General features: G+C 72.8%; 17 protein-coding genes, 2 tRNA genes and 1 pseudogene. 10 read left to right on the top strand and 10 right to left on the bottom strand.

Features of this window, described 5'->3' with window-relative positions; genetic code table 11:
- Positions 1-10 precede the first annotated feature (10 nt).
- The 4 genes from IF28_RS0107315 to IF28_RS36205 form a co-directional block, all read right to left on the bottom strand.
- On the bottom strand, positions 11-1,588 hold the full coding sequence (locus tag IF28_RS0107315; RefSeq protein WP_030215669.1) for a sensor histidine kinase: 1,578 nt from the start codon (positions 1,586-1,588) through the stop codon (positions 11-13).
- Positions 1,585-2,325 (bottom strand): response regulator transcription factor, encoded by a 741-nt coding sequence (locus tag IF28_RS0107310; protein WP_199808961.1) that lies wholly within the window; start codon positions 2,323-2,325, stop codon positions 1,585-1,587. The genes IF28_RS0107315 and IF28_RS0107310 overlap by 4 nt, the downstream gene beginning before the upstream one ends.
- A gap of 78 nt (positions 2,326-2,403) precedes the next feature.
- Positions 2,404-3,342, bottom strand: coding sequence for an amidohydrolase family protein (locus IF28_RS0107305; protein WP_037892787.1), 939 nt, complete (start codon positions 3,340-3,342; stop codon positions 2,404-2,406).
- A gap of 119 nt (positions 3,343-3,461) precedes the next feature.
- The gene (locus tag IF28_RS36205; protein WP_030215663.1) at positions 3,462-4,343 is read right to left on the bottom strand and encodes a DUF2797 domain-containing protein; all 882 of its coding nucleotides are present in this window, start codon (positions 4,341-4,343) and stop codon (positions 3,462-3,464) included.
- Positions 4,344-4,469: 126 nt separating this feature from the next.
- On the opposite strand from IF28_RS36205, the gene IF28_RS0107295 reads away from it, so the two are divergent.
- From IF28_RS0107295 to IF28_RS40145, 6 genes and pseudogenes are all read left to right on the top strand, one after another.
- Positions 4,470-4,910 (top strand): DUF7144 family membrane protein, encoded by a 441-nt coding sequence (locus tag IF28_RS0107295; protein ID WP_030215661.1) that lies wholly within the window; start codon positions 4,470-4,472, stop codon positions 4,908-4,910.
- Between the two features lie 65 nt (positions 4,911-4,975).
- Complete coding sequence (locus tag IF28_RS0107290; RefSeq protein WP_078620943.1) at positions 4,976-5,437, top strand: potassium channel family protein; 462 nt, start codon at positions 4,976-4,978, stop codon at positions 5,435-5,437.
- 90 nt (positions 5,438-5,527) lie between these two features.
- The gene (locus IF28_RS0107285; protein WP_030215658.1) at positions 5,528-6,925 is read left to right on the top strand and encodes an FAD-binding oxidoreductase; all 1,398 of its coding nucleotides are present in this window, start codon (positions 5,528-5,530) and stop codon (positions 6,923-6,925) included.
- Between the two features lie 277 nt (positions 6,926-7,202).
- Positions 7,203-8,480 (top strand): hypothetical protein, encoded by a 1,278-nt coding sequence (locus IF28_RS0107280; RefSeq protein ID WP_030215657.1) that lies wholly within the window; start codon positions 7,203-7,205, stop codon positions 8,478-8,480.
- 202 nt (positions 8,481-8,682) lie between these two features.
- Complete coding sequence (locus IF28_RS0107275; protein WP_003975062.1) at positions 8,683-9,093, top strand: carboxymuconolactone decarboxylase family protein; 411 nt, start codon at positions 8,683-8,685, stop codon at positions 9,091-9,093.
- Positions 9,011-9,832 (top strand): annotated as a pseudogene (locus IF28_RS40145) (tyrosine-type recombinase/integrase); the annotation flags it as partial. The gene IF28_RS0107275 and the pseudogene IF28_RS40145, both read left to right, overlap by 83 nt.
- Positions 9,833-10,088: 256 nt before the next feature.
- Here IF28_RS40145 and IF28_RS0107265 read toward each other — a convergent pair.
- Both IF28_RS0107265 and IF28_RS0107260 read right to left on the bottom strand, forming a co-directional pair.
- A tRNA-Arg gene (locus IF28_RS0107265) sits at positions 10,089-10,161 on the bottom strand.
- A gap of 189 nt (positions 10,162-10,350) precedes the next feature.
- A tRNA-Ser gene (locus IF28_RS0107260) sits at positions 10,351-10,441 on the bottom strand.
- Between the two features lie 201 nt (positions 10,442-10,642).
- On the opposite strand from IF28_RS0107260, the gene IF28_RS0107255 reads away from it, so the two are divergent.
- Entirely contained in the window at positions 10,643-11,080 is a 438-nt protein-coding gene (locus IF28_RS0107255; RefSeq protein WP_030215652.1) for an SSI family serine proteinase inhibitor, read from the top strand.
- Between the two features lie 256 nt (positions 11,081-11,336).
- Positions 11,337-15,770: a PAS domain-containing protein gene (locus tag IF28_RS0107250; RefSeq protein WP_078620920.1), complete on the top strand. Its 4,434-nt coding sequence runs from the start codon at positions 11,337-11,339 to the stop codon at positions 15,768-15,770.
- 9 nt (positions 15,771-15,779) lie between these two features.
- Here IF28_RS0107250 and IF28_RS0107245 read toward each other — a convergent pair whose 3' ends face one another.
- The gene (locus IF28_RS0107245; protein WP_030215647.1) at positions 15,780-16,358 is read right to left on the bottom strand and encodes a TetR family transcriptional regulator; all 579 of its coding nucleotides are present in this window, start codon (positions 16,356-16,358) and stop codon (positions 15,780-15,782) included.
- 130 nt (positions 16,359-16,488) lie between these two features.
- Between IF28_RS0107245 and IF28_RS0107240 the strand changes: the two genes are divergently transcribed.
- Complete coding sequence (locus IF28_RS0107240; RefSeq protein ID WP_030215644.1) at positions 16,489-17,712, top strand: MFS transporter; 1,224 nt, start codon at positions 16,489-16,491, stop codon at positions 17,710-17,712.
- 397 nt (positions 17,713-18,109) lie between these two features.
- On the opposite strand, the gene IF28_RS0107235 is transcribed toward IF28_RS0107240, so the two are convergent.
- From IF28_RS0107235 to IF28_RS0107225, 3 genes are all read right to left on the bottom strand, one after another.
- Positions 18,110-19,753, bottom strand: a complete 1,644-nt coding sequence (locus IF28_RS0107235) for a long-chain fatty acid--CoA ligase (RefSeq protein ID WP_037892783.1) — start codon at positions 19,751-19,753, stop codon at positions 18,110-18,112.
- A gap of 139 nt (positions 19,754-19,892) precedes the next feature.
- The gene (locus tag IF28_RS0107230) at positions 19,893-20,471 is read right to left on the bottom strand and encodes a SigE family RNA polymerase sigma factor (protein ID WP_030215638.1); all 579 of its coding nucleotides are present in this window, start codon (positions 20,469-20,471) and stop codon (positions 19,893-19,895) included.
- 767 nt (positions 20,472-21,238) lie between these two features.
- Positions 21,239-21,562, bottom strand: coding sequence for a hypothetical protein (locus IF28_RS0107225; RefSeq protein ID WP_030215637.1), 324 nt, complete (start codon positions 21,560-21,562; stop codon positions 21,239-21,241).
- Between the two features lie 355 nt (positions 21,563-21,917).
- Between IF28_RS0107225 and IF28_RS0107220 the strand changes: the two genes are divergently transcribed.
- Positions 21,918-22,790 carry a bifunctional DNA primase/polymerase gene (locus tag IF28_RS0107220; protein ID WP_030215634.1) on the top strand — a complete coding sequence of 291 codons (873 nt, stop codon included), beginning with the start codon at positions 21,918-21,920 and terminating at the stop codon, positions 22,788-22,790.
- Positions 22,791-22,829: the final 39 nt, after the last annotated feature.

Genomic DNA, 22,829 nt, shown 5'->3' with positions numbered 1-22,829 from the left:
CCGACTCTGGTCAACCGCCCTGTCGTGCCCATGTGGTGAGGCTGTGCCGTGGCTGTGAGTACGGCTCGGGCGTCAACTGCGGTGCCGTGGCGGGCAGATGGAGGGTGAACGCGGTGCGTCCTGGCACGCTGTCGACGGTCACGGCACCGCCGTGCGCGGCCGCGACGGCCTGCACGATGGCGAGGCCCAGACCGGTCGATCCGGTGGTGCGGGTGCGCGCGGAGTCACCGCGCGCGAACCGTTCGAAGACGTGCGGGAGCAGTCCGGGCGGGATGCCCGGCCCGTCGTCGGTCACGTCGACGCACAGCCAGGTCCCGTCGCGGCGCACGCGTGCGGTGACGGTGGTGCCGGGCGGGGTGTGGCTGCGGGCGTTGCCGAGCAGGTTGACGAGGACCTGTTGGAGCCGGGCGGCGTCGGCGCACACCGGTGCGGGCTCGTCGGGCAGTTCGAGGCGCCAGACGTGGTCCTGTCCGGCGGCGCGGGCGTCGCTGACGGTGTCCACGACGAGGGGGACGAGGTCGGTCTCCTCGAACTGCAGCGGCCGGCCGGCGTCCAGGCGGGCGAGCAGCAGCAGGTCCTCGACGAGCAGGGTCATCCGGCCCGCCTCGGACTCGATCCGCCTGAGCGCGTGCCGGGTGTCGGGGCCGACCTGTTCCCGGCCGCGCCGGGTGAGTTCGGCGTAGCCCCGGATGGAGGCCAGCGGCGTACGGAGTTCATGGCTGGCGTCGGCGACGAACCGCCGTACCCGGGTCTCGCTCTCCTGGCGGGCGTGCAGCGCCCCGTGGATGTGGTCGAGCAGGCGGTTCAGGGCGGCGCCGACCCGGCCGACCTCGGTGTGCGGATCGCACTCGGCGTCGGGGACGCGTTCCTCGAGGGTCACCTCGCCGGTGTGCAGGGGGAGTTCGGAGACGCGGGTGGCGGTGGCGGCGACCTTGCGCAGGGGGCGGGTGGCGACGCCGACGATGACGGCTCCGGCGAGGGAGGCGGCGATGAGCCCGGCGGCGGTGACGCTGATCTCGACGAGGATCAGGGTGTTGATGGTGTTGTCGACGTCCGCGGCGGGAAGGGCGACGTAGAAGGCCCCGTTGGGGCCCTCCTGGTAGACGACGCGGTAGCCGCCGAGGCCCGGGAGGTCCACGGAGTGCTCGCCGCCGTCCCGCGGGACGGAGTCGAGCACGGAAACCTGCGCCGCGTTCAGCGACTCGGCGCTCATCGAGAAGTCGTCCTCGGATTTCGACCCGTACAGGGCCTTGGTGACGGAGCCGTTCTCGACCTGCGCCGCGATGCTGTACGGCGGCTGCGGGCCATGAGCGACGAAGTCGGTGAGGTCGATCCGCTTGGGCTCCCTGCCGACGCCGTCCCCGCCCTGGCCCGGTGGCCCGAACATGCCCGACGCACGCGCGGCGACCTCACGGACCTGCCCGTCGAGCTGCTCGTACAGATGCGACCGCAGCGCCAGTGTGGTCACGGTGCCGATCACCGCGCACACCACCGCGATGAGCGTCACGGACGCGACGACGAGCCGGGTCCGCAGGGTGCGCGGGGTACCCGCCCGCCGCCGCGGACGCGGCCGTCGCCGTCCGCTCACGCGACCGCGGGCTTGATCATGTAGCCGGCGCCGCGCCGGGTGTGGATCATCGGCTCCCGGCCCGCGTCGATCTTCCTGCGCAGATACGAGATGTACAGCTCGACGACGTTGGCCTGCCCGCCGAAGTCGTACGACCAGACCCGGTCGAGGATCTGGGCCTTGCTGAGCACCCGCCGGGGGTTGCGCATGAGGAAGCGCAGCAGCTCGAACTCGGTGGCGGTGAGGTGGATCCCGTCGCCGCCGCGGGTGACCTCGTGGCTGTCCTCGTCGAGGGTGAGGTCGCCGACGACCAGCATCGACTCGGAGCGGCGGTCGGCGGCGCCGGAGCGGCGGATCAGCCCGCGCAGCCGGGCGACGACCTCCTCCAGGCTGAACGGCTTGGTGACGTAGTCGTCCCCGCCGGCGGTCAGTCCGGCGATACGGTCCTCGACGGCGTCCCTGGCGGTGAGGAACAGGACGGGCACGTCCGGGTGCTCGCGGCGCAGCCGGCCGAGGATCGCCAGGCCGTCCATGTCCGGCAGCATCATGTCCAGGACGACGGCGTCGGGCCGGAACTCGCGCGCGGTGCGGAGGGCGCCCTGGCCGTCGCCCGCGCTGCGGATCTGCCAGCCCTCGTAGCGCAGGGCCATGGACAGCAGCTCGGTGATCGACTGCTCGTCGTCCACCACAAGCACGCGGACGGGGCTCCCGTCCGGCCTCAGCAGTTCGGTGCGCCCCTGGGGCGAGATCGTGGTCATACCGCAGACGATGTCGGGGGCCTCTGAGAACACCCTTTCGGAAACCTGTGTTTTACCTGAGAAACTCACGGGCTCCGTTCAGCCCGGGACGTCTGCGCCCCGCCGGTCCGGCGCTCGGCCCGGCAGGCCGAAGAGCCGGGCGCCGTTGTCGTGGCACACCGCCCGCAGCCAGGCGTCCCCGAGGTCCAGCCGTTCGAGCGCGCGGAGCTGGTGGAGGTAGGGGTAGGGGATGTTGGGGAAGTCGGTGCCGAGGAGGACGCGGTCACCGAGGCCGGCCAGCCGGGGCAGGGCCCGCCCGGGGAACGGGGCGAGGCGTTCGCTGAAGTCGGTGAACGCCATGGTGGTGTCCAGCCGCACCTCCGCGTACCGCTCGGCGAGGTCGAGGAAGTCCTCGTACTCGGGCATGCCGAGGTGCGCGACGATCAGCCGCAGCCGGGGGTGCCGGGCCAGGACGCGGGCGATCGGCTCGGGGCCGGTGTGCTTGCCGGGCGCGGGACCGGACCCGCAGTGGATCACCACCGGTACGCCGGCCTCGGCGAGCAGCCCCCAGGCGGCGTCGAGCGAGGCGTCGGCCGGGTCGTACGCGCCCACCTGCACATGGGCCTTGACGACGCGGGCGCCCGCGTCGACGGCCTCCCGCACGTACTCCGCGACGCCGGGCTCGGGGAAGAGGGTGGAGGTGTGCAGGCAGTCGGGGGTGCGGGCGGCGAAGCCGGCCGCCCAGCCGTTCAGCCAGCGTGCCATGCCCGGTTTGTGCGGGTAGAGCATGGCGGTGAACGCCCGCACGCCGAACCGCCGTAGCAGCGCGGCCCGTTCGTCCTCCTCGGCACGGTAGGTGATCGGCCATTCGACGCCGCCGGTCAGCGGTCCGAGCGCGTCGAAATAGGCCCACACCTTGCGCAGCACCCGCTCCGGCATGAAGTGCGTGTGCACGTCGACGAGCCCGGGCAGCCCGAGCCCCTCCCAGAAGTGCCGTACGTCGTCGGCTTCGGTACGCGGGCCGGGGTGAGCGCTCATGCCGCCCACGATCACCCGCACCCGCTGCCGAGGTCCAGAGGGCACCGGATCACAACGGCGCATCCGGTCCCGGACCGCACCGTGAACTCCGGTCGCGCTCGGGTCCGGGGGACACCGGGTCAGAACAGCCCGTCCTGTGCGGCCGCCGTACGGCCCCTGACCGGCCGGACCGGCACCGTGAACTCCCGTCCGTCGCCCGGGAGGAGTCCCCATCCGGTGAGCAGCCGGGTGTCCAGCACCAGGACGCCCTTCGGCGTCGCCAGATGCAGATCGGGACCGGCGGCCGCCACGAGCTCCCCGCTCACCGCGCCCCCGGCGACCAGTTCGCTCACCTCCCCCACGGCGGGCGGCACCCCTGCCAGCCCGAACGCCTCGACGTGATCCACGGGGTGGAACGGCTCCCGGGCGAGCGACTCCGGCCAGCCGGCCAGGGCGACCGCCCGCGCGTGCAGGCCGGCCAGCTCGGCCGCCCGCTCCCCCTCCCCGGCCGGCAGGACCGCCCGTACCGCCCGCTTGTCGGCGTACGGAATCCGGTCGGGCACGCGAAGCGCCGCGCGCAGCAGCTCCTCCGTGCGGCGTGCCGCCATCAGCGGGCCCGTACCCAGCCAGCTGAAGCAGACCGCCCCCTGCTCCAGCAGCCGCGCCGGTCCCCGCTGTACGGCGGTGATCCCGACCTTGGTCATACCGGGCCCGAACCAGGCCAGGTAGACGCGGTAGGGCCGCGGATCGTCCGCGAGGGTGTCGGCGGCCACCGAGTGCGCCCGGTCCAGCCGGGCGCACTCCTCGCAGCGCGCCCCCGTGCTCCGCGCCGGGACCGCCGCCCCCGGCGGACACGCGTTCCCCCTTGCCCCCACGCATGTCCGCACTCCCCCTTCCCCTCCCGCGACCCCGAAGGCCACCCGTTTCCCCCAGGTCAGCGCGGAGCTCCGGCCGCCCTCCCACGCCAGCACGGGGCCTTCGGCCGGCCACCGCAGCCCCGAGCATCTCCATACCTGTGCCATCTCCGACGAGGGTAGGGGGCACCACTGACAAGGCCCGCCGCCTCCCGGCGGCCGAGGTGCCGAGTGCGGACCGGGGTGCAAACCTGGTGGAGACACTGCCGGGGGACAGTCCGAAAGGTCGATCACATGGCGAGCAATGTGAGTGGTACCCGCCACCATCAGGCCGGGTGGGAGGCGAGGAGCCCCTGGGCGACCGGCTGGACGGCGGCCGCGGCGATCCTGATGACCTTCGGCGGCATCATGGCGATCTTCCAGGGCATCGCCGCCATCGCCGAGGACAATGTCTTCGTCGCCACCCGGAACTTCACCTACGAGTTCAGCCTGACCGGCTGGGGCTGGATCCATCTGATCCTCGGCGCCCTGGTCACCGCCGCCGGTATCGCCCTGTTCAGGGGAGCCGGCTGGGCGCGCGTGGTGGGTGTCGCCCTGGCCGGACTCAGCATGATCGCCAATTTCGTGTGGCTGCCGTACGCACCGGTGTGGGCGATCGTCCTCGTCGTCATCGACGGCTTCATCATCTGGGCCCTGTGCGCACCGCGCCGCGAGACCCCCGAGTCCCGGGCCTAGAGCGCGCGTCCGCCGCGTGGAGCACCGTCTGGCCGTGGCTGGTCGAGGCGGCGGGCGTGGCGGCGATGGTCACCGCCTACTTCCTGCTGCCGCTGGACCGTCTGGGCCCGCGCCGCCCGGTGCTGAGCTGGCTCCTGTTCGGCCTCGCCCTGACGCTGATCGCGCTCCTGCTGCTGCGGCAGGTCGTCCATGTCCTGCTCGGGGTGCCGGACGTCCGCCCGGGACTGGTCATCCCGCTGCTGATGAGCCTGTCCATCCTGGTCTTCGCGACCTCCTACCAGGCACTGGCCCAGCGCCCCGGCGAGCTCGACGGCATCGCCACCCGCCTGGACGCCCTCTACTTCACGGTGGTCACCCTCGCCACCGTCGGGTACGGCGACATCACCCCGCGCGGCCAGACGGCCCGGCTGGTCACCATCCTGCAGATCCTCTACAGCTTCATCTTCCTCACGGCGGCGGCCACCGCCCTGACCAACCACCTCCGCACGGAGGTGCGGCACCACGAGAACCCGCACCGCCCGAAGTGACGCCCACATCGCCATAAATAGTGACCTGCGACACACTGGAAGGAGCGGGGGGCGGACCCTGTACCGCACCTTCCCGAGGGGTGTCCGCTCATGAGCGTCACAGAGGCAACCACGTTCGACAGCCTGCGTGAATCCCTGCGAGGGCGGGTGGTCACGCCGCAGGACACGGATTACGGCGAGGCCCGCAGCGTCTACAACGGCATGATCGACCGCCGCCCGGCCGCCATCGCCCGGTGCGCGGGCGCGGCGGACGTACGGACCACCCTCGCCTTCGCCCGGGAGACCGGGACCGACCTGGCCGTTCGCGGGGGCGGACACAGCGGGCCGGGGCTGTGCCTGATCGACGGCGGGCTCACCCTCGACCTGTCCCCGATGCGCTGGGTGCGGGTCGACCCGGAGACGCGGACCGCGCAGGTGGGCGGGGGCGCCGAGCTGGCCGACCTCGACCATGAGACGCACGCCTTCGGACTCGGCGTACCGGCCGGGATCATGTCGACGACGGGCGTCGGCGGTCTCACCCTGGGCGGCGGGCACGGGCATCTGACCCGCGCGTACGGGCTGACGGTCGACAGTCTGATCGCCGCCGACGTCGTCCTGGCCGACGGCACCCTCGTCACCACCACCGAGAAGGAACACCCGGATCTGCTCTGGGCGCTGCGGGGCGGCGGCGGCAACTTCGGCGTCGTCACGTCCTTCACCTTCCGGCTGCGGCCGGTGCACACGGTCGGGGTCGCCGTGACCGTGTGGCCGGTCGACCGCACGGCGGAGGTGCTGCGCTGGTACCGGGAGTTCCTGCCCGCCGCGCCCGAGAACCTCAACGGGTTCTTCGCCGTGCTGTCCGTGCCGCCCGGCCCGCCCTTCCCGGAGCCGATCCACGGACAGAAGATGTGCGCCGTCGTCTGGTGCTACACCGGCGACCTGGACTCCGGCCGGCTGGAGGACGTCCTGTCCGTGGTCAACGACCCCGCCCCGCCTGCCTTCCACTTCGCCACGCCGATGCCGTACCCCGCCCTGCAGTCCATGTTCGACGGGCTGCTCCCCAAGGGCCTGCAGTGGTACTGGCGCGGCGACTTCTTCGACGGCATCCCGGACGACGCCGTCGCCGTGCACGAGCGGTACGCCCACGCCCTGCCCACCGACCTGTCGACGATGCACCTCTACCCCGTGGACGGGGCGGCCCACCGGGTCTCCCCCGGCGACACGGCCTGGGCCTACCGGGACGCCGTCTGGTCCGGCGTCATCGCCGGCATCGACCCCGACCCGGCCAACGCCGACCGCATCCGCCAGTGGTGCGTCGACTACTGGACCGACCTGCACCCGCACTCCATGGGCGGCTCGTACGTCAATTTCCTCGGCGAGTCGGAGGGCCCCGAACGCGTCCGCTCCACCTACCGCGACAACTACGACCGCCTGACCACGGTCAAACGCGCCTACGACCCGGACAACTTCTTCCACGCCACCCAGAACATCCCCCCGTCACCGGCCTGATCCGGACCACACGGCGCCCAGGAAGCCCGCCCGTCGGCGCCTGCCCCGCCCCTCCTCGCAACCGAGGAGACATACGTCACAGAGAATTGCGGGGCGCTCTGAACAACCATCCCCATTCGCCCCTTTCCTTCAACCCCATTTCCCTGAAGGGAATCGCGAGACGAGAAAAAGCACCGGCCCGCCCCCGCCCGGGAAAATAGGCTCGGCATTACGCAGGATGCTCGCATTTTCTCTTGCCGGCACTTTCTCCCCCGTTTCCCACCAGGAAAGGTCCCTAGTGAGATTCAGCCGTACCCTGGCCGTGGCCGCCGCCGTCGCGGTGACCGCGCCCGTCGCCCTCTTCACCGCCGCCCCGGCCCTCGCCGCCGGAGCGTCCGCAGGACAGGTGCGGCAGCAGCCGACGTACGCGGAACTGGTCAAGGCCGCCGCCGACGCGAAGACCGCCTATGAGAAGGCCCTCGTCGCCAAGGAGGAAGGCCAGAAGGAGGTCAAGGCGACCCTGGAGTCCCTGGGCTCCGACACACACCCGCTCAAGGCGGCCTCGATCACTGCGAACACGGCGGCGAAGGAAGCGGCCGGCGTCAAGGCGGCGGCCGAGACGGCCGTCACGGCCGCCGAGGCCGAACTCGAAGCGGCCCAGGACGAAGTCGGGAAGGCCGAGGCACAGAAGGCCCTCGAAGCCGCCCGGGGAGAACTGGCGAAGGCGGTCACCGCACAGCAGGAGGCCGACACCGCGGCGGCGGAGGCCGACACCGCGCTGGGCGATGCCAGAGTGGCAGCCGTCCGTGAGTACAGCCTGCTCCAGGACGCCCTCAAGAAGGCCCGCGGGGCCGACGAGGCCGCCCAGAAGGCACTCACCGCAGCCAAGGAGTGTGTCCGGGAGGACGGACTGACCTCCCTCGCGGTGGGGCTGCCGTCCAAGGTCGTCGCCGGGACCACCGTCGACTTCACCCTGCGTGTGACCAACGGCACCGACCGCACACTGACCGTGGACCCGCTGCTCTTCTTCCACGCGGAAGGCGAACAGCGCGGCGCGAAGAGCGCCCTGAAGGTGCAGTGGTCCGACGGCTCGGGCTGGCAGACCCTGGACGGCGACGGGCCCGAACACATCGCGCCCATCGACGGCATCGCGCCGGGCGAGCGGAACGACGTGAAGCTGCGCATGAAGGTCGGTTCCGTCGCCGAGGCCACCGATGCCTTCGCCCTCTTCGCCGGTGACGCCCACGACGTGTACCGGCCCTGCGTGCTGGGCCCGATGAAGCGCTACGACTTCGAACTCCTGCCCGCGGGCAGCGAACCCGGCACGACCGACGACGCCGAACCCGGCCGCCCCGGCGAGAACGACGACAAGCGGCCGGACACCAAGGACACCGGCCCCTCGGCCCAGGGTGGCGTCAAAAACCAGACGGCGGCCACCGGCACCGGCGGCAGTCTCGCCGAGACCGGCACGTCCTCCGCCATGACCCCGCTCGGCCTCGCGAGCGCCGTCACCGTCGCACTCGGCGCCGGAGCGGTCGCCGTCGTCCGCCGCCGCAAGGCCGCGGGCAACGCCTGACCACCGCCGGGCCGCCGGACCCCACGGGCCGGCGGCCCGCACTCCCGGGCATGTTCGGCGGTGTCTGTTGCTGTCCAGCCTTGTTGGTGTCAGGTACTGGTGTCAGCGAAAAGGGGCGCTCTTGACAAACCCGACATAGTCGACTAATTCGAGCGTCGTGCCGGTCCAATGCCCTTGGGTCGGCAGCACGCAGAATGGCGCCATGACGGAACACGACGCTGACTACACGCGCGCTCTGAACAACGCCGAGAAGATCCTTGGTTTCAGCCTGGCGCCGTATGTCGATCCTAGGCCGACGGAACCTGACAACGCCTACGACTTCACACGGATCGCGACCGAACACGCCTTCAATGACGCATGGACTCGCAGCGAGCATCTCGACCTCCGCACCCGCGCACTCATCTCGGTCACCATTACGGCGAGCCTGGGCATCCTCGAGCCGCTCCGGGGCCAGCTGCGTATCGCTCTGCACAATGGCGTGACCAAAGAGGAGATCGTCGAAGCCTTCATCCAGATGGCCGTCTACGCGGGTGTCGCTCGCGCGTTTGACAGCTACGCCGTGGCACGCGAGGTCTTTGCCGAACACGCCGAAGCAGACTCGTCTGAGAACTGAAGCGCCGACGTCAGCCGCGTCCGCTGAACCACAACCCTCCCCGGCTCCCATCCCGTCCGCCGTACGGCTGCACAACACCGCCGGAACCCTCGCCCCGCTGGTCGACACCCGCGCATGGGGCGGCTACGTCCTCGCCGCCGGCAGCATCGTCGACGGCAGCCGTTACGCGACCGTGGGGCCCGCGCTGCTGCGGCCCCTGCCCGACTGGCTCAAGACCCTCGTGGTGCCCCCACACCCCGTCAACCGGCCGACTCCCGTACCGGTCACCGCACGGAACGTGGCCCGGATCGTAGAGACCCCCACCGTAGACCCGAAGGAGGTTCGCCCGTTGGACGTCGCCGAGACGAAAGCGCTCCTGAAGACAGCGCGACCCCACCGTCTCTACGCTCTGTGGCTGCTACTGGTCTCCACCGGCCTACGCCGCGGGGAGGTATGGGGGCTCACGTGGTCGGATGTGGACCTGAACGCGGGGACGCTCCGAGTGCGCCGAAACGTTCAGCGCATCTGGCGAGCGCTCGTCTTCGGAACGCCGAAGACGATGCGGTCCGTCCGCACGATCTCTCTGCCCCGGCGGTGTGTGCAGACGCTCACCGAGCACCGCGCGGCGCAGGATCTGGAACGCCAGGTTGCAGGGCCCAAGCGGAAGCCGACGGACGAACAGCCGGCGGGACTCATCTTCACGACTCACACGGGCAGGGTGATCGATCCGCGCAGCCTGAACAGGATGCTCACCATCCTGTGTCGGGACGCCCGGGTGCGGCGAGTGCGGGTTCATGACCTGCGCCACACGTGCGCGTCGCTGCACGTACGCGCACGTGATGGGAACGACGCTGAGGGCCGCCGCCGATCGGATGGACGACGCGTTGGGACTGGACGACGACCAGGGCGACACCGACGGCGAAACGGCCGCTTGACCGGCGCCGCGCGCGGACGTTGATGTCAACCGCTGATGTCAAAGGCCCTGCCGGGTAATCCGGCAGGGCCTTTGACCTGTGTGCACTCGGCAGGATTCGAACCTGCAACCTTCTGATCCGTAGTCAGATGCTCTATCCGTTAAGCTACGAGTGCTTGTTTCTTCAGTTTTCTCGCCGCTTCCCGGTCCTTTCGGCCCGCTCGCGGCGACAGGAAGAACATTACATGACTGCCGCCGCCATGTGAAATCCGTTTGGTTCACCCCTTGCGACCTGCGCGAACGCCGGATCGACGGGGTGGGAACGACGAAGCCCCGGTCGCGGGGACCGGGGCTTCGTGACAGTGCGGAGGCGGAGGGATTTGAACCCTCGATGGAGCGTAAACCCCAAACCGCATTAGCAGTGCGGCGCCATAGACCGGACTAGGCGACGCCTCCATGCACAGGTCGCACAGGCTGTCCGCGCGTGAGCGCGTGCGAGTCGGTGCGTGCCGATGATGACACAACCGCGTGGGCTGTCACCAATCGGCACCCACGGTACTAGGCGGGGAGCCCGCAGGGCAAAGCACTTCCCCTCGTCACGCCCGCGTGGCGCAACGTCCCGCGCGGTGGCGCGTTGGTCAGGTCATGTCCCGGCTCATGACACACCTCCGCGCGGCCGTCGCCGTATCCGCTGCCGCCCTTGTCCCCCTGTCCGCCGCGCCTCACCCGGCGCACGCCCAGGACGCGTCCCCGCGCGGGGACCGTCTCACCGTCACCGTGCGCGACGCGGGCGGCGGGGCGGACGGGACGTACGAGGTGCGGTGCCGGCCCGGCGGCGGCAGCCACCCCGATCCCGTCGGGGCCTGCGCGGCCGTAGAGCGGAACACCCGGTGGGGGCGGGACGCCTTCGCCCCCGTGCCGCGCGACGCCGTCTGCACCCTGCGGTACGGGGGTCCGGCCACCGCCCGGGTCACCGGCACCTGGGCCGGCCGCCCGGTCGACGCGACGTACGGCCGTACGAACGGATGCGAGATCGCCCGCTGGGACCGGCTGGTGCCGCTGCTGCCCGAAACGCGCTCCGCGCGGGGCGCCTGAGGGGGCGTGCGGAAGCGAGTCGGGGCACAGGGGGCGTAAAGGTACAGCGAAGGTTCCGGCCGTGTCGGCGCAGGCAGTCAGGGGTCCGGGGCGCACCGGGCGTCACATCGCCGTCACTTCCTGATGCGATGTACGTCCCATCCCGCGTCGCGAGCGCAATCCCAGCCCTTAGAATCCCTCGCGTGACACGTTGCGGGCAGGTTGGCAAGATGGCCCGAGCGGTCGGCACGTCGCGGTAACAGGGAGGAAGCGTCTCGTGAGCAGCAGGCCATCCCGAGGCGCTGCTCGCCTCGCAGCCATACTGGACGCGCTACCCGACGCCCTGGTGCTGGTCAACGCCAACGGGACCGTCGTCAACGCCAACACCATCGCCCTCGAGGCGTTCGAGACCCCGGGCACCGCGCTGGTCGGCCGGGGGCTGCTGGATCTGCTGCCGGAGTTCGACAGCAAGCTCATCCCGGGATCCATGCGGCGGCCCGACCACGTCGACCCCCACGCGCGCACCAAGCCCACGCGGATGGTCGCCCGGCGCACCGACGGCACCGAGTTCCCGGTCGAGGTCACCAGTGCGAATCTGGAGACCGGCCAGCAGGCGTACGCCAACGACGGCTACACCGGCGACGAACTGCTGATGCTCGTCGTCCGCGACCTGTCCGGCACCGTCGACACCGAGGCCGAGCTCGCCCGGTCCCAGCGGCAGACCGAGATGATCCTGCGCGCCGCCTCCGAGGGCGTCGTCGGCACGGACACCGACGGGCGGATCGTCCTCGTCAACCCGGCCGCCGCCCAGATACTGGGTTACCGCGCGGGCGAACTCGGCGGGCGCGAACTGCACACCCTCGTGCTGCACTCGCGCGCGGACGGCGCCCCCTTCCCGTACGGCGAGTCCCCGCTCGCCGACACCCTGCGCTCCGGACGCAAGCACCGGGTGCGCGGGCAGGTGCTGTACGCCAAGAACGGCGACCAGGTGCCGGTCGACCTGACGACCGCGCCGGTGCGCGACGGCGACCAGCTCGTCGGCGCCGTGATGACCTTCGCCGACCGGCGCCCCTTCGACACGCTCGCCGAGGAGAAGGAGGAGGCCGGGCGCAAGCACGCCGAGGAGCTGGAGCGGCTCGCCGAGGAACACGCCTCCGAACTCACCGCCCTGCGCCAGAGCCACGTCGCCGAGCTGGAGGAGCTGGCCGAGCGGCACACCGAGGAACTCGCCGCGAACGAGGAGCGGTACGCCGCCCTCGGCGAGCGGGAGAAGGACCGTTACGAGGCCCTCGCCGCCCGGCACGACCAGCTGCTCACCCTGCTCGGCCGGTCGCTGCGCGGCCCGCTCGACGAACTGCGCCGCGAGCTGTCCGCGCTGGCCGCCGACGACGCCGGACAGCTGTGGCCCGAGGCCAACCAGGTGCTCCACCACCTGTCGGCCGGCTACGCCCGCATCACCACCCTCATCGACAACGTCCTCGGCTACCAGCGCCTCGACACCGGCGGCGATCAGGTCGCCCGTACGAAGGTGATGCTCGACGCCGTCGTCGCCGCCGGCGTCGAGGGGGCCGTGGAGCTCATCGGGCCCGGCCGGGTGCAGTTCGCGGTGCACGCGCCGCCCATCGAGGCCGAGGTCGACCCGCGACTGCTCGCGACCGCCCTCGCGCACCTCGTCGCCGACGTCGCGGGTGTCGACGCGACCGGCAACACACCCGTGTCGGCAGGCGGTTATCTGGACAACACGGTCGTGGTCGCGGCGGCGCAGCGCGGCGAGGTCGTACGCATCGAGGTGCGCGGACCGTACGGCGGCGGCGACCCGGTGCACGAGCCGATCGTGCGCGGGATCGTCCGGGCGCACGGCGGTGTGCTGCAGACGCACGAGGTGCCCGGGATGAGCGGCAGCGCCTTCGTCCTCGAGGTGCCGATCGGGGGCGGGGCGGGGTCCGTGCCGGCCGCCGAGCTGGCGATCGTGGCCCCGGAGCCCGCTGTCGCCGAGCCGGCCTCCGGTGGCGGGCGGCGCCGGGCGCGGCGCGCTTCCGTGGACGCCTTCCTGGAGAGCGAGGTGCCGGGCGCGGACGACGGCTCGGAGTCCGCTCCCACCGGCCGCCGCAGGCGCCGCGCGGCCGCGGCCGCCGCCGACGACGAGTCCGCGCCGTCCGGTGGCACCGGGCGGCGGCGTGGCCGGCCGGCCGAGGACGCGCCGGCCGCGGTGGGCGCCGAGATCGAACTCGCCGGCGCCGCCGGGGTGTCCGAGGGTGCCGTCGTCACCGCCGCCGAGCACGCGGCGGGGGCCGCCGCCTCGAACACGGGGCTGGGCGGGACCGTACCGCCGCAGGGGATGCCCGCACCGTCCGGGCGGCGGGCCCGGCGCGGGTCCGACGAACAGCAGGCGCTGCCGCCGGCGTTGCCCGCGCCGTCCGGCGGGGGCACGGAGGACGACACGGCCGGGGCCGAGGTCGCGGTGCACGTACCGGCCCAGGGTTCGGGCCCGGCGCAGGCCACGGGACGGCGCCGGCGCGCGCTGGCCGCCGCCACCGAGCGGGCGGCGGCACAGGAGGCCGCGCCCCGTACGGTGTTCGCGCTGCCGCCGGCCGAGGCGGACCAGGAGCAGCAGGCCGGACCGGCGGCGGAGGCGGCCGGGCACGCGGGTGCGGACGACGGGCGGCATGACGCCGTTCCGCACGACCAGGCCGATGATCACACCCCGCCGCAGCCGCATCCCACCAGCGCGCCGACGGGCCGCCGTCGGCGGGCCGTCGCCCAGCAGGCGGAGGGCACCCCCGCACAGGCTCCGGGTGCCGTCCCGGCCGCCCGGGCGGCGAACGTCCAGGCTCCGGGGGCTCCGGCGCCGTGGGGGGCTGCGGCTCCGCAGGCGGTTCCGGCCGTGGCCGGGCCGGGGGCTCCGGTTCCGGCGCAGGGGGGACACGCGCACCAGGCCGCCGCGGTCCCGCCGCAGGGAGCACCGGTCGCGCCGCAAGGCGCCGCCGCCCAGCCGCAGGCCGCCGCCGTACCACCGCAAGGGGTACCGGTCGCCCCGCAAGGTGGCCTCGCTCCGTCCCAGGGAGTACCGGTCGCCCCGCAGGGTGCTGCCGTACCGCAAGGAGCGCCCGTCGCGCCGCAGGGTGCCGCGGTCCCGCCGCAGGGAGCGCCCGTCGCGCCGCAAGGCGCCGCCGCCCAGCCGCAGGCCGCCGCCGTACCACCGCAAGGGGTACCGGTCGCCCCGGCTCCGCCGCAGGGTGCTGCCGTACCTCCGCAGGGTGCCGCCGTACCGCCCCAAGCCGCGCCCCCCGCCCCGCAGGGCACCGCGCTGCCGCCGCAGGCGATGCCCGTCGCGCCCCAGGGCGTTCCCGCGCAGCCGCCGGCCGAGGCCCAGCCCCTGCCCCCCGCTCAGCCGCTTCCCGAGGAGGCAGCGCACGCCGAAGCCGCCCCCGGTGCGCAGCAGTGGCCCGCCGCAGGTGACACCTCCGGCGCCGGTACGGCCGTACCGCAGCCGACGCCCGCTTCCGGGACGCCGTTGCCGCCGGAGGGCGCGCCGGTGCGGCGGGTCGCCCAGCCGTTGCCGGCGGAGTCCTCGGCTCCGGTCGATCCGAACTCCACCCAGGGGCGGGCGATCAGCGTGCGCACGCTCGGGCAGGGCGTGCCGTTCACGCGGCAGGCCGCCCAGGTGCAGCAGCCGCTGCCGTCGGCGACCCCGCCCCCGCACCAGCCGGGCGGTGGCGGCCGGCGCCGCAAGCTCGGTACGCGACCCGATCCGGCCGCGGGCGGTGAACAGGGCGCACGCCCGCACCCGGCGGCCGAGCCCGTGCCCGCGAACGCCCAGGCGCAGTCCCGGCGCACGCCGACGACGGAGGGCACCGGGCGTTCGTACGCCATAGGGGCGCCCGACGCGGACGCGGCCGAGGGACCCGAGCCGCTGGACGGTCCCGGCGGGGCCGTCGAGGTGGCGGACCCGCCGCGTCCGCAGCCGATGGACGACGAACTGCCCCCGGAGCCGCTGGACAACCCGCGCCGGCTGCTGGTGTGGCCCGCGCCGGACGTCACCACACAGCAGGCGCTCAGCGACCGCGGCTACCGGCCGGTGATCGTGCACTCGCGCGAGGAGGTCGACGCGCAGATCGCGGCGTTCCCCGCCGCGCTGTTCGTGGACCCGCTGACCGGTCCGATCACCCGTACGGCGCTGCAGTCGCTGCGGCAGGCGGCGGTGGCGGCCGAGGTGCCGGTGCTGGTCACGGCCGGGCTCGGACAGGCCTCGCGCGATGCCGCGTACGGCGCCGACCCCGCCGTACTGCTGAAGGCACTCGCACCGCGCGACAGCGAACAGCACCCCCCGCGCGTGCTGCTCGTCGAGGAGCACGCGGAGATCGCGCTGGCGCTGACCGGGACGCTCGAGCGGCGCGGGATGCAGGTCGCGCGGGCCGCGAGCGACGCCGACGCGGTGGCGCTGGCGGGGCAGTTCCGGCCGAACCTGGTGGTGATGGACCTGATGCAGGTGCACCGGCGCCAGGCGGGGCCGGCCGGGATCATCGACTGGCTGCGGGCGAACGGGCAGCTCAACCGCACCCCGCTCGTCGTCTACACGGCCGCCGTCGACCAGGCGGACCTGCCCCGGCTGGCATCCGGCGAGACGGTGCTGTTCCTGGCGGAGCGGTCCACCACCGACGAGGTGCAGGACAGGATCGTCGACCTGCTGTCGCGGATCGGGACCAACTGACGGGCGTGGTCAGCGGGCGACCAGTCGGCGGGCCGCCTCCTTCACCGAGGCGCGCAGCCGCGCGTGGTCGCCGGTGTCCGCGCCGACCAGGATGCGGCGCATCTGCGGGACGACGGCCGTCCAGTTGGCCAGCGCGGTCAGCAGGAACAGCAGGTCGCCGGCCGGGATGGCGTCGGTGACGACGCCCCGGTCCTGGCCGTCCTTCAGCAGGGCGACCTTGCGGACGTAGTGCTCCTGGCGCTCGCCCTCGTGCGGCAGCTCGTCGGTGCCGTACTCCAGGCCCTCCCAGAAGAGCAGGCGCAGCAGCTCGGGGTGGGCGGCGTGGTAGTCCATCAGCCGGTCGATCCAGCCGTCGATGTCGTCGGGTTCGACGGGCACGGACTCGGCGAGATCCAGCATCTTGCGTTCGAGAACGATCGCGAACAGCTCCGCCTTGTTGCCGAAATAGGCGTAGATGAGCTGTTTGTTGGCCTTCGCGTCGGCCGCGATGCGGTCGATGCGGGCGCCGGCGATGCCGTGGCGGGCGAACTCGGTGACCGCCGACTCGAAGATCCGGGCCTTGGTGGCCTCGGGGTCCCTGACTCCCATACGGGACAGGGTAGCGCGGCAAGTAACCAACTGTTTGGTTGACAGGGAATCGAACCGGGCCGCAGACTGTTCTTCCGTCAGCCAACCAACCAGTTAGTTGTTAGAGCAGGCTCGAAGGGGTACCCCGCTCATGTCCTCAGCGCCGCCCAGCGCCACCACCGGCCGACAGGGCCGCAGACCATCGGCCGTCACCCCGGAGCCGGGTGCGTCCCGCGGCTCCGGAGCGTTCCTCGCCCTCATCGCCGTGTGCACCGCGGTCACGGCCGCCAACATCTATCTCGCCGCACCCCTGCTCTCCCTGATCGCCCATGACTTCGGCTCCACGCCGTCCGCCGTGGCCTGGATCGCCTCGGTCGCCCAGCTCGGCTACGCGGTCGGGCTGCTGTTCTTCGCCCCGCTCGGCGACACCGTCGACCGGCGCCGGCTGGTCACCACGCTCACCCTGGTCACCACCGCCGCCCTGCTCGCCAGTGCCGTCGCGCCCGGTACGGGGGCGCTGGCCGTCGCCGTGTTCGTCGCCTCGGCGGGAACGGTCGTACCGCAGCTCCTCGTCCCGCTGGTCGCCGAACGCGCCCCCGCCGCGCGCCGCGCCCGCCATGTCGCCGCCGTGATCGCCGGACTGTTCACCGGCATCGTCGCGGCCCGGGTGCTCGGCGGGCTCGCCGGGCAGGCCTTCGGCTGGCGGTGGGTGTTCGCGGGCGCGGCCGTGCTCACGCTCGCGCTCGGCGTCGCCACCGCCCTCGTCCTGCCGTCCGGGCGGCGGCACCGCGACGGCCCGCTGTTCGGCGGGATCGCCGCGCTGCCCGGACTGCTGCGCCGCTCGCCCGACCTGTGGCGCGCTTCGGTGCGCCAGGCGGGGATGTTCGGCGCGTGGAGCGCCCTGTGGACCTCGCTCGCGCTGCTGCTGACGGGCCCGGCCTACGGCCTGTCCACGGCCACCGCCGGACTGTTCGGCCTCTTCGGGCTCGCGGCGAGCGCGGTGGCTCCGCTGGCGGGCGGGCTCGTCGACCGGTTCGGCGCCGCGAGGGTCGTACGGGGGGCGTATCTGCTGGCGGCCGGGGCCGTGCCGCTGTTCTGGCTGGGCGGGCAGGTCATCTGGGCGCTGTTCGTCGCCGCGGTCGCGATCCACGCGGCCCTGGTCGCCTCCCACGTCGCCAACCAGACCCTCGCCCTGACCACCACCTCCAGCCCGGCCGTCGCCAACACGGCCTACGTCGTCTCCGGTTTCGCCGGCGGCGCCACCGCCTCCGCCCTCGCGGGCACCGCCTTCACCCACCTCGGCTGGGGCGGTGTGTCGGCGGTCGCGGCGGTCTGGCTGGCGCTGGGCTGGGGAAGCACGGCGATACGACGCTGAACAGCGCGTAGGCGCCGGGCGGCGGGGGCATGCCCCTCGCCGCCCGGCGGGTGCCGGGGCGGGGCAGGTACGCGGGTCTCAGGCACCGGATCACGGACGCCGGTGCCTGGGCCACGGCGTCGCGTACGCCGACGCCCAGGGCCGGATCACGTACGCCGACGCCTGGGCCGGATCACGTACGTCCGTGTCTGAGGCCGGATCACGTGCGCCGGTGCCCCACGACGTCGCGTACGCCAACGCCAGGGGCGCGCCGGATCACGGACGCCGGGGCCAGAGGCCGGCTCCGTACGCCGACGCCAGCCAGATCACGTACGCCGGGGCCGAAGGCCGCTCCGTACGCCGGCGCCAGAGCCCGGCTCCGTACGCCGGCGTCAGGGCCGGATCACGTACGTCCGTGTCAGAGCCGGGTGATGTCCAGCTCCCCCTCGGCGTACCGCCTGCGCAGCACCTTCTTGTCGAACTTGCCGACGCTGGTCTTCGGGACCGACGCGATCACCGACCAGCGCTCCGGGAGCTGCCACTTGGCGATCTTGCCCTCCTCCTGGAGGAAGGCGCGCAGGGTGGTGAAGTCGGCGGTGGAGCCCTCCTTGAGGACGACCGTGGCCAGCGGGCGCTCGCCCCACTTGTCGTCGGGGACGGCGACGACGGCGGCCTCGGCGACGTCCGGGTGGGCCATCAGCGCGTTCTCCAGCTCGACCGAGGAGATCCACTCGCCGCCGGACTTGATGACGTCCTTGGCGCGGTCGGTGAGGGTGAGGAAGCCGTCGGGGGAGATCGTGCCCACATCGCCGGTCTTCAGCCAGCCGTCCTCGCTGAACTTGTCGGCCGGGCGCAGCGGCTCGGCGCCGGGGCCGTTGTAGTAGGCGCCCGCGATCCAGGTGCCGCGCACCTCCAGCTCGCCAGCGGACTCGCCGTCCCAGGGGAGGCGCTCGCCACCGGGGCCGGTGAGGCGGGCCTCGACGCCGGCCGGGAAGCGGCCCTGGGTGAGGCGGTAGGCGAATTCCTCCGGGGTGCCGACGGCGTGCGCCGGCGGGCGGGCGATGGTGCCGAGCGGGGAGGTCTCCGTCATGCCCCAGGCGTGGCAGACCCGCATGCCCAGCGCGTCGAACGCCTCCATCAGGGAGGGCGGACAGGCGGAGCCGCCGATGGTGACCTGGGTGAGGGAGGAGACGTCCCGGGGCCTGGCGGTCAGCTCGGCGAGCAGGCCCTGCCAGATCGTGGGGACGGCGGCGGCGTGGGTCGGCTTCTCGCCCTCGATCATCTCGGCGAGCGGGGCGGGCTGCAGGAAGCGGTCCGGCATCAGCATGTTGACGCCGGTCATGAAGGTGGCGTGCGGCAGGCCCCAGGCGTTGACATGGAACTGGGGGACCACCACCAGCGAGTTGTCCTGGTCGGTCAGGCCCATCGACTGCGTCATGTTGACCTGCATGGAGTGCAGGTAGATGGAACGGTGGCTGTAGACGACGCCCTTGGGGTCGCCGGTGGTGCCGGAGGTGTAGCACATGGCGGCGGCGGCACGCTCGTCCATCTCCGGCCAGTCGTAGGCGACGGGCTGTCCGGCGAGCAGGTCCTCGTACTCGTGCACCCGCGCGGTGGCGTCCGCCAGCGCGGAACGGTCGCCGGGGCCGGAGACGACCACGTGCTCGACGGTCTTCAGATGCGGCAGCAGCGGGGCGAGCAGGGGGATCAGCGAACCGTTGACGATGATCACACGGTCGGCGGCGTGGTTGACGATCCACGCGAGCTGCTCGGCCGGCAGGCGGAGGTTCAGGGTGTGGAGGACGGCTCCCATGGAGGGGATCGCGAAGTACGCCTCGACGTGCTCGGCGTTGTTCCACATGAGGGTGGCGACCCGCTCGTCGCCGGTGACACCGAGGTCGTCGCGCAGGGCGTGGGCCAGCTGGGCCGCACGGGCGCCGATCTCCGCGTAGGAACGGCGGTGCGGTTCACCCTCGCCGGTCCAGGTGGTCACCTGTGAGGTGCCGTGGATCGTCGACCCGTGGGTCAGGATCCTCGAGATCAGCAGCGGTACGTCCTGCATGGTGCTCAGCACGGCGTCCTCCTGGGCGACATTGCCTGCGCGGGCGGTACGGGTTGCGCTGATTCTGCGCACATACCGCGCGGTATGTCACTAGGGGAGCGGATGATCGATCACCGCCGTGCCGTGGAGCCGGCGCGTTTCAGCTGCGGACGAGGCTCAGTTCGGCGTCCTCGCGGAGCTTTCCGAGGGCTCGCGACACGGCCGACTTCACCGTACCCACCGAGACACCGAGCACCTCGGCCGTCTGCACCTCGCTGAGGTCCTCGTAGTACCGCAGGACGACCATCGCCCGCTGCCGCGCGGGCAGCCGCATGATCGCCCGCCACATCGCGTCGCGCAACGCCTGCTGCTCGGCCGGGTCGCCGCCGGCGGGCACCAGGTCGGACTCGGGCAGTTCGTCGCAGGCGAACTCGTCGACCCTGCGCTTGCGCCACTGCGACGTCCGTGTGTTCAGCAGGGCCCTGCGCACATAGCCGTCGAGCGCGCGGTGGTCCTCTATGCGTTCCCAGGCGACGTACGTCTTGGCGAGGGCGGTCTGCAGGAGGTCCTCCGCGTCGCTGGGGTTCCCGGTCAGGGACCGGGCGGTACGCAGGAGTACCGGCTGGCGGGCCCTCATGTACGACGAGAACGACGGGTACCGGAGGTTCTGGGTCCGGGTCTGCGTCACGGTCGCCGGTGCGGCGGCTTTCGAAGCACTGGTGCAGACGGGTGTGGTCATGGCTCAACGCTAGGAGCGGGTGCGGCCCGGCAAATCGCCCGTAGGTCCCGAAGCCACGTCCCCCTCAGGTTGTAGGGGTGGGGCGGGCTGCACCTCCTGAAGGTGGACGAGCGGGTGAGGGGTACTGCGGGTCGACCCCTGAGGGCCGGCCACGGAAACGCCCGCGAGGGCCCACACCGGAACACCTGGGCCGGGCCACCACGGGACGCCTGTGCGCAGCCGCGACGGAACGCCCGAGCGGGGCCGCCACGGGCACGCCCTCGACGGGCCACGGCGGAAACACCCGCGGGAAGCCGCCGCACAAGCCCCATGCCGAGCCGCCGCAGACACACCTGCCACAGGCCGCCCCCCGAAGACCCCCAACGAGCCACGGCGGGACCACCCACGCGGGGCCACCACAACAACACCCATGCCAGGCTGCCGCAGACACACCCGCCACGAGCCGCCACGAAAACGCCTGTGGCGGGCCCGCCACAGGGGCGCCCGTGAGGTACCCATGACGGGCCCGCCGCGGGGGCGCCCATGAGGGGCCACTGCGGGAACGCCCCCGGGGGATCCTCCGCGAAGAACACCCGTGCCGGGCCCCGGAGGAACACCCGCGAGGGCCCCGCAGGAGTGCCGTGACGGGCCGCCCCGGAAGCCCCCGCGAGGGACCCCCTGTGAAAACGCCCGCGCGGCAGCGCCGAAGCACTGCCGCGCGAACGCCTCCCCCCACGCCCCCCACGGCACCCCGGTGACCCCCCACCGTCAGGGCGCCGCCGGCCTCCTCACCACAGCGGGCTGAAGCTGACCGCCACGTTGTCGTTGCCCTGGTTGACGGCCGTGAAGGCGGAGCCGCTGACCTGGGCGCTGTTGCTCTGGTTGGTGGCGCCGGAGCCGGTGGCCTGCTGCTGCGAGGTCGCCGAGTTGCCGAAGTTGTCGCCGCCTACGCCGCTGCCCAGGACGCCGGCGTCCGAGCTGGTGGCCGTCGCGATCGATCCGTCGTCCGCCAGGGCGCCGTTGTCCGCCGTCGCGACCCCGGTGAAGAGGGCGGCCGCGAGCGGAAGGGCGGAGATCGCGGCGATGACGCGGGCGGTACGGATACTTGCCATGTTGTGTTCCCTCCAGAACAAGGACGCACCGGCTCATGACCGCCTGTGCGTGGAATTCGGCTGTCACCAGGGAAGTTGGCCCCCCACCCCGGCGCTGTGCACGACGTCGCGAGATCAGTGCTGCCCAGGCGATCCCCGCCGAACCACCCTGGACGCCGCCTTCGCACGCAAGCGTGACGACAACGGGATAAACCCCGGCACGCCCCCGGATTCCCACCACTCCCGCACGGGACTGGCACGCGCCCGCCCTCGCAAGGGGTGAAGCGTTCCGCCACCTTCCCGGCGACGGCTCCGCTCCCGCGCGCCGCCCGCACTCCCCCTTCCCTTCTTCGAACGCATGTACGAAAATAAGCTCATGGCCACCACCGACCGGCAGGCCACGACGCTGGCCCTCGCACACGCCCTGTCAGCCGCCGAACGCGGCCTGGCCGTCATCCCCCTGTCCCGGACCAAGCTCCCGGCCCTGCGCTCACCCCACCGCGACACCCCGGAGCCGGCGGGCCCGCCCTGCCACGGCGAATGCGGCCGCTACGGCCATGGCGTCCACGACGCCTCCACCGAACCCGCCCGGATCCGCGCCCTGTTCGCCGCCGCGCCCCGCGCCACCGGCTACGGCATCGCCTGCGGACTGCCCCCGCACCACCTCATCGGCATCGACCTGGACACCAAGACCGGCACGGACGCCCCTGCCGCCCTGCGTGAACTGGCGCTGCGTCACCTGTTCACGATCCCCGCCACGGTGGTCGTCCTCACCCCGAGCGGCGGCCGCCATCTGTGGCTGACCGGCCCGCCGGACGTCGTCGTCCCCAACTCCGCGGGCCGCCTCGCCCCCGGCATCGACATCCGGGGCGCCGGCGGCTATCTCGTCGGCCCCGGCTCCCGTACGGACCGGGGCACGTACGCCACCGCCCCCGGCACCGCGCACCTGCCCCCGGCCCCCTGCCCGCCCGCGCTCCTGCGCCTGCTTCTCCCGCCGCCCCGCGCGCACCACCCGACTCCCCCGTCGGCCGGCGGACACGGCCAGGGCCTGGTCCAGTTCGTCCTCGCGGCGCACGAGGGGCAGCGCAACACCCGCCTGTTCTGGGCGGCCTGCCGCGCCTACGAGGACGGCATCGGCCCGGACCTGGTGGACCCGCTGGTCACCGCCGCCGTCAGCACGGGCCTGACCGAACGAGAGGCCCGCGCGACGATCGCGTCGGCCGCCCGCATGACAGCCCACCGCCCCTGAAATCGAAAGCCCCGAATGCACCACCGCCATAAGGTGCCG

This window comes from Streptomyces sp. NRRL WC-3626, from assembly GCF_000718785.1.
In the GTDB taxonomy this organism is placed as follows: Bacteria; Actinomycetota; Actinomycetes; order Streptomycetales; family Streptomycetaceae; genus Streptomyces; species Streptomyces edwardsiae.
This window is presented reverse-complemented; position numbering and strand designations above follow the sequence as displayed.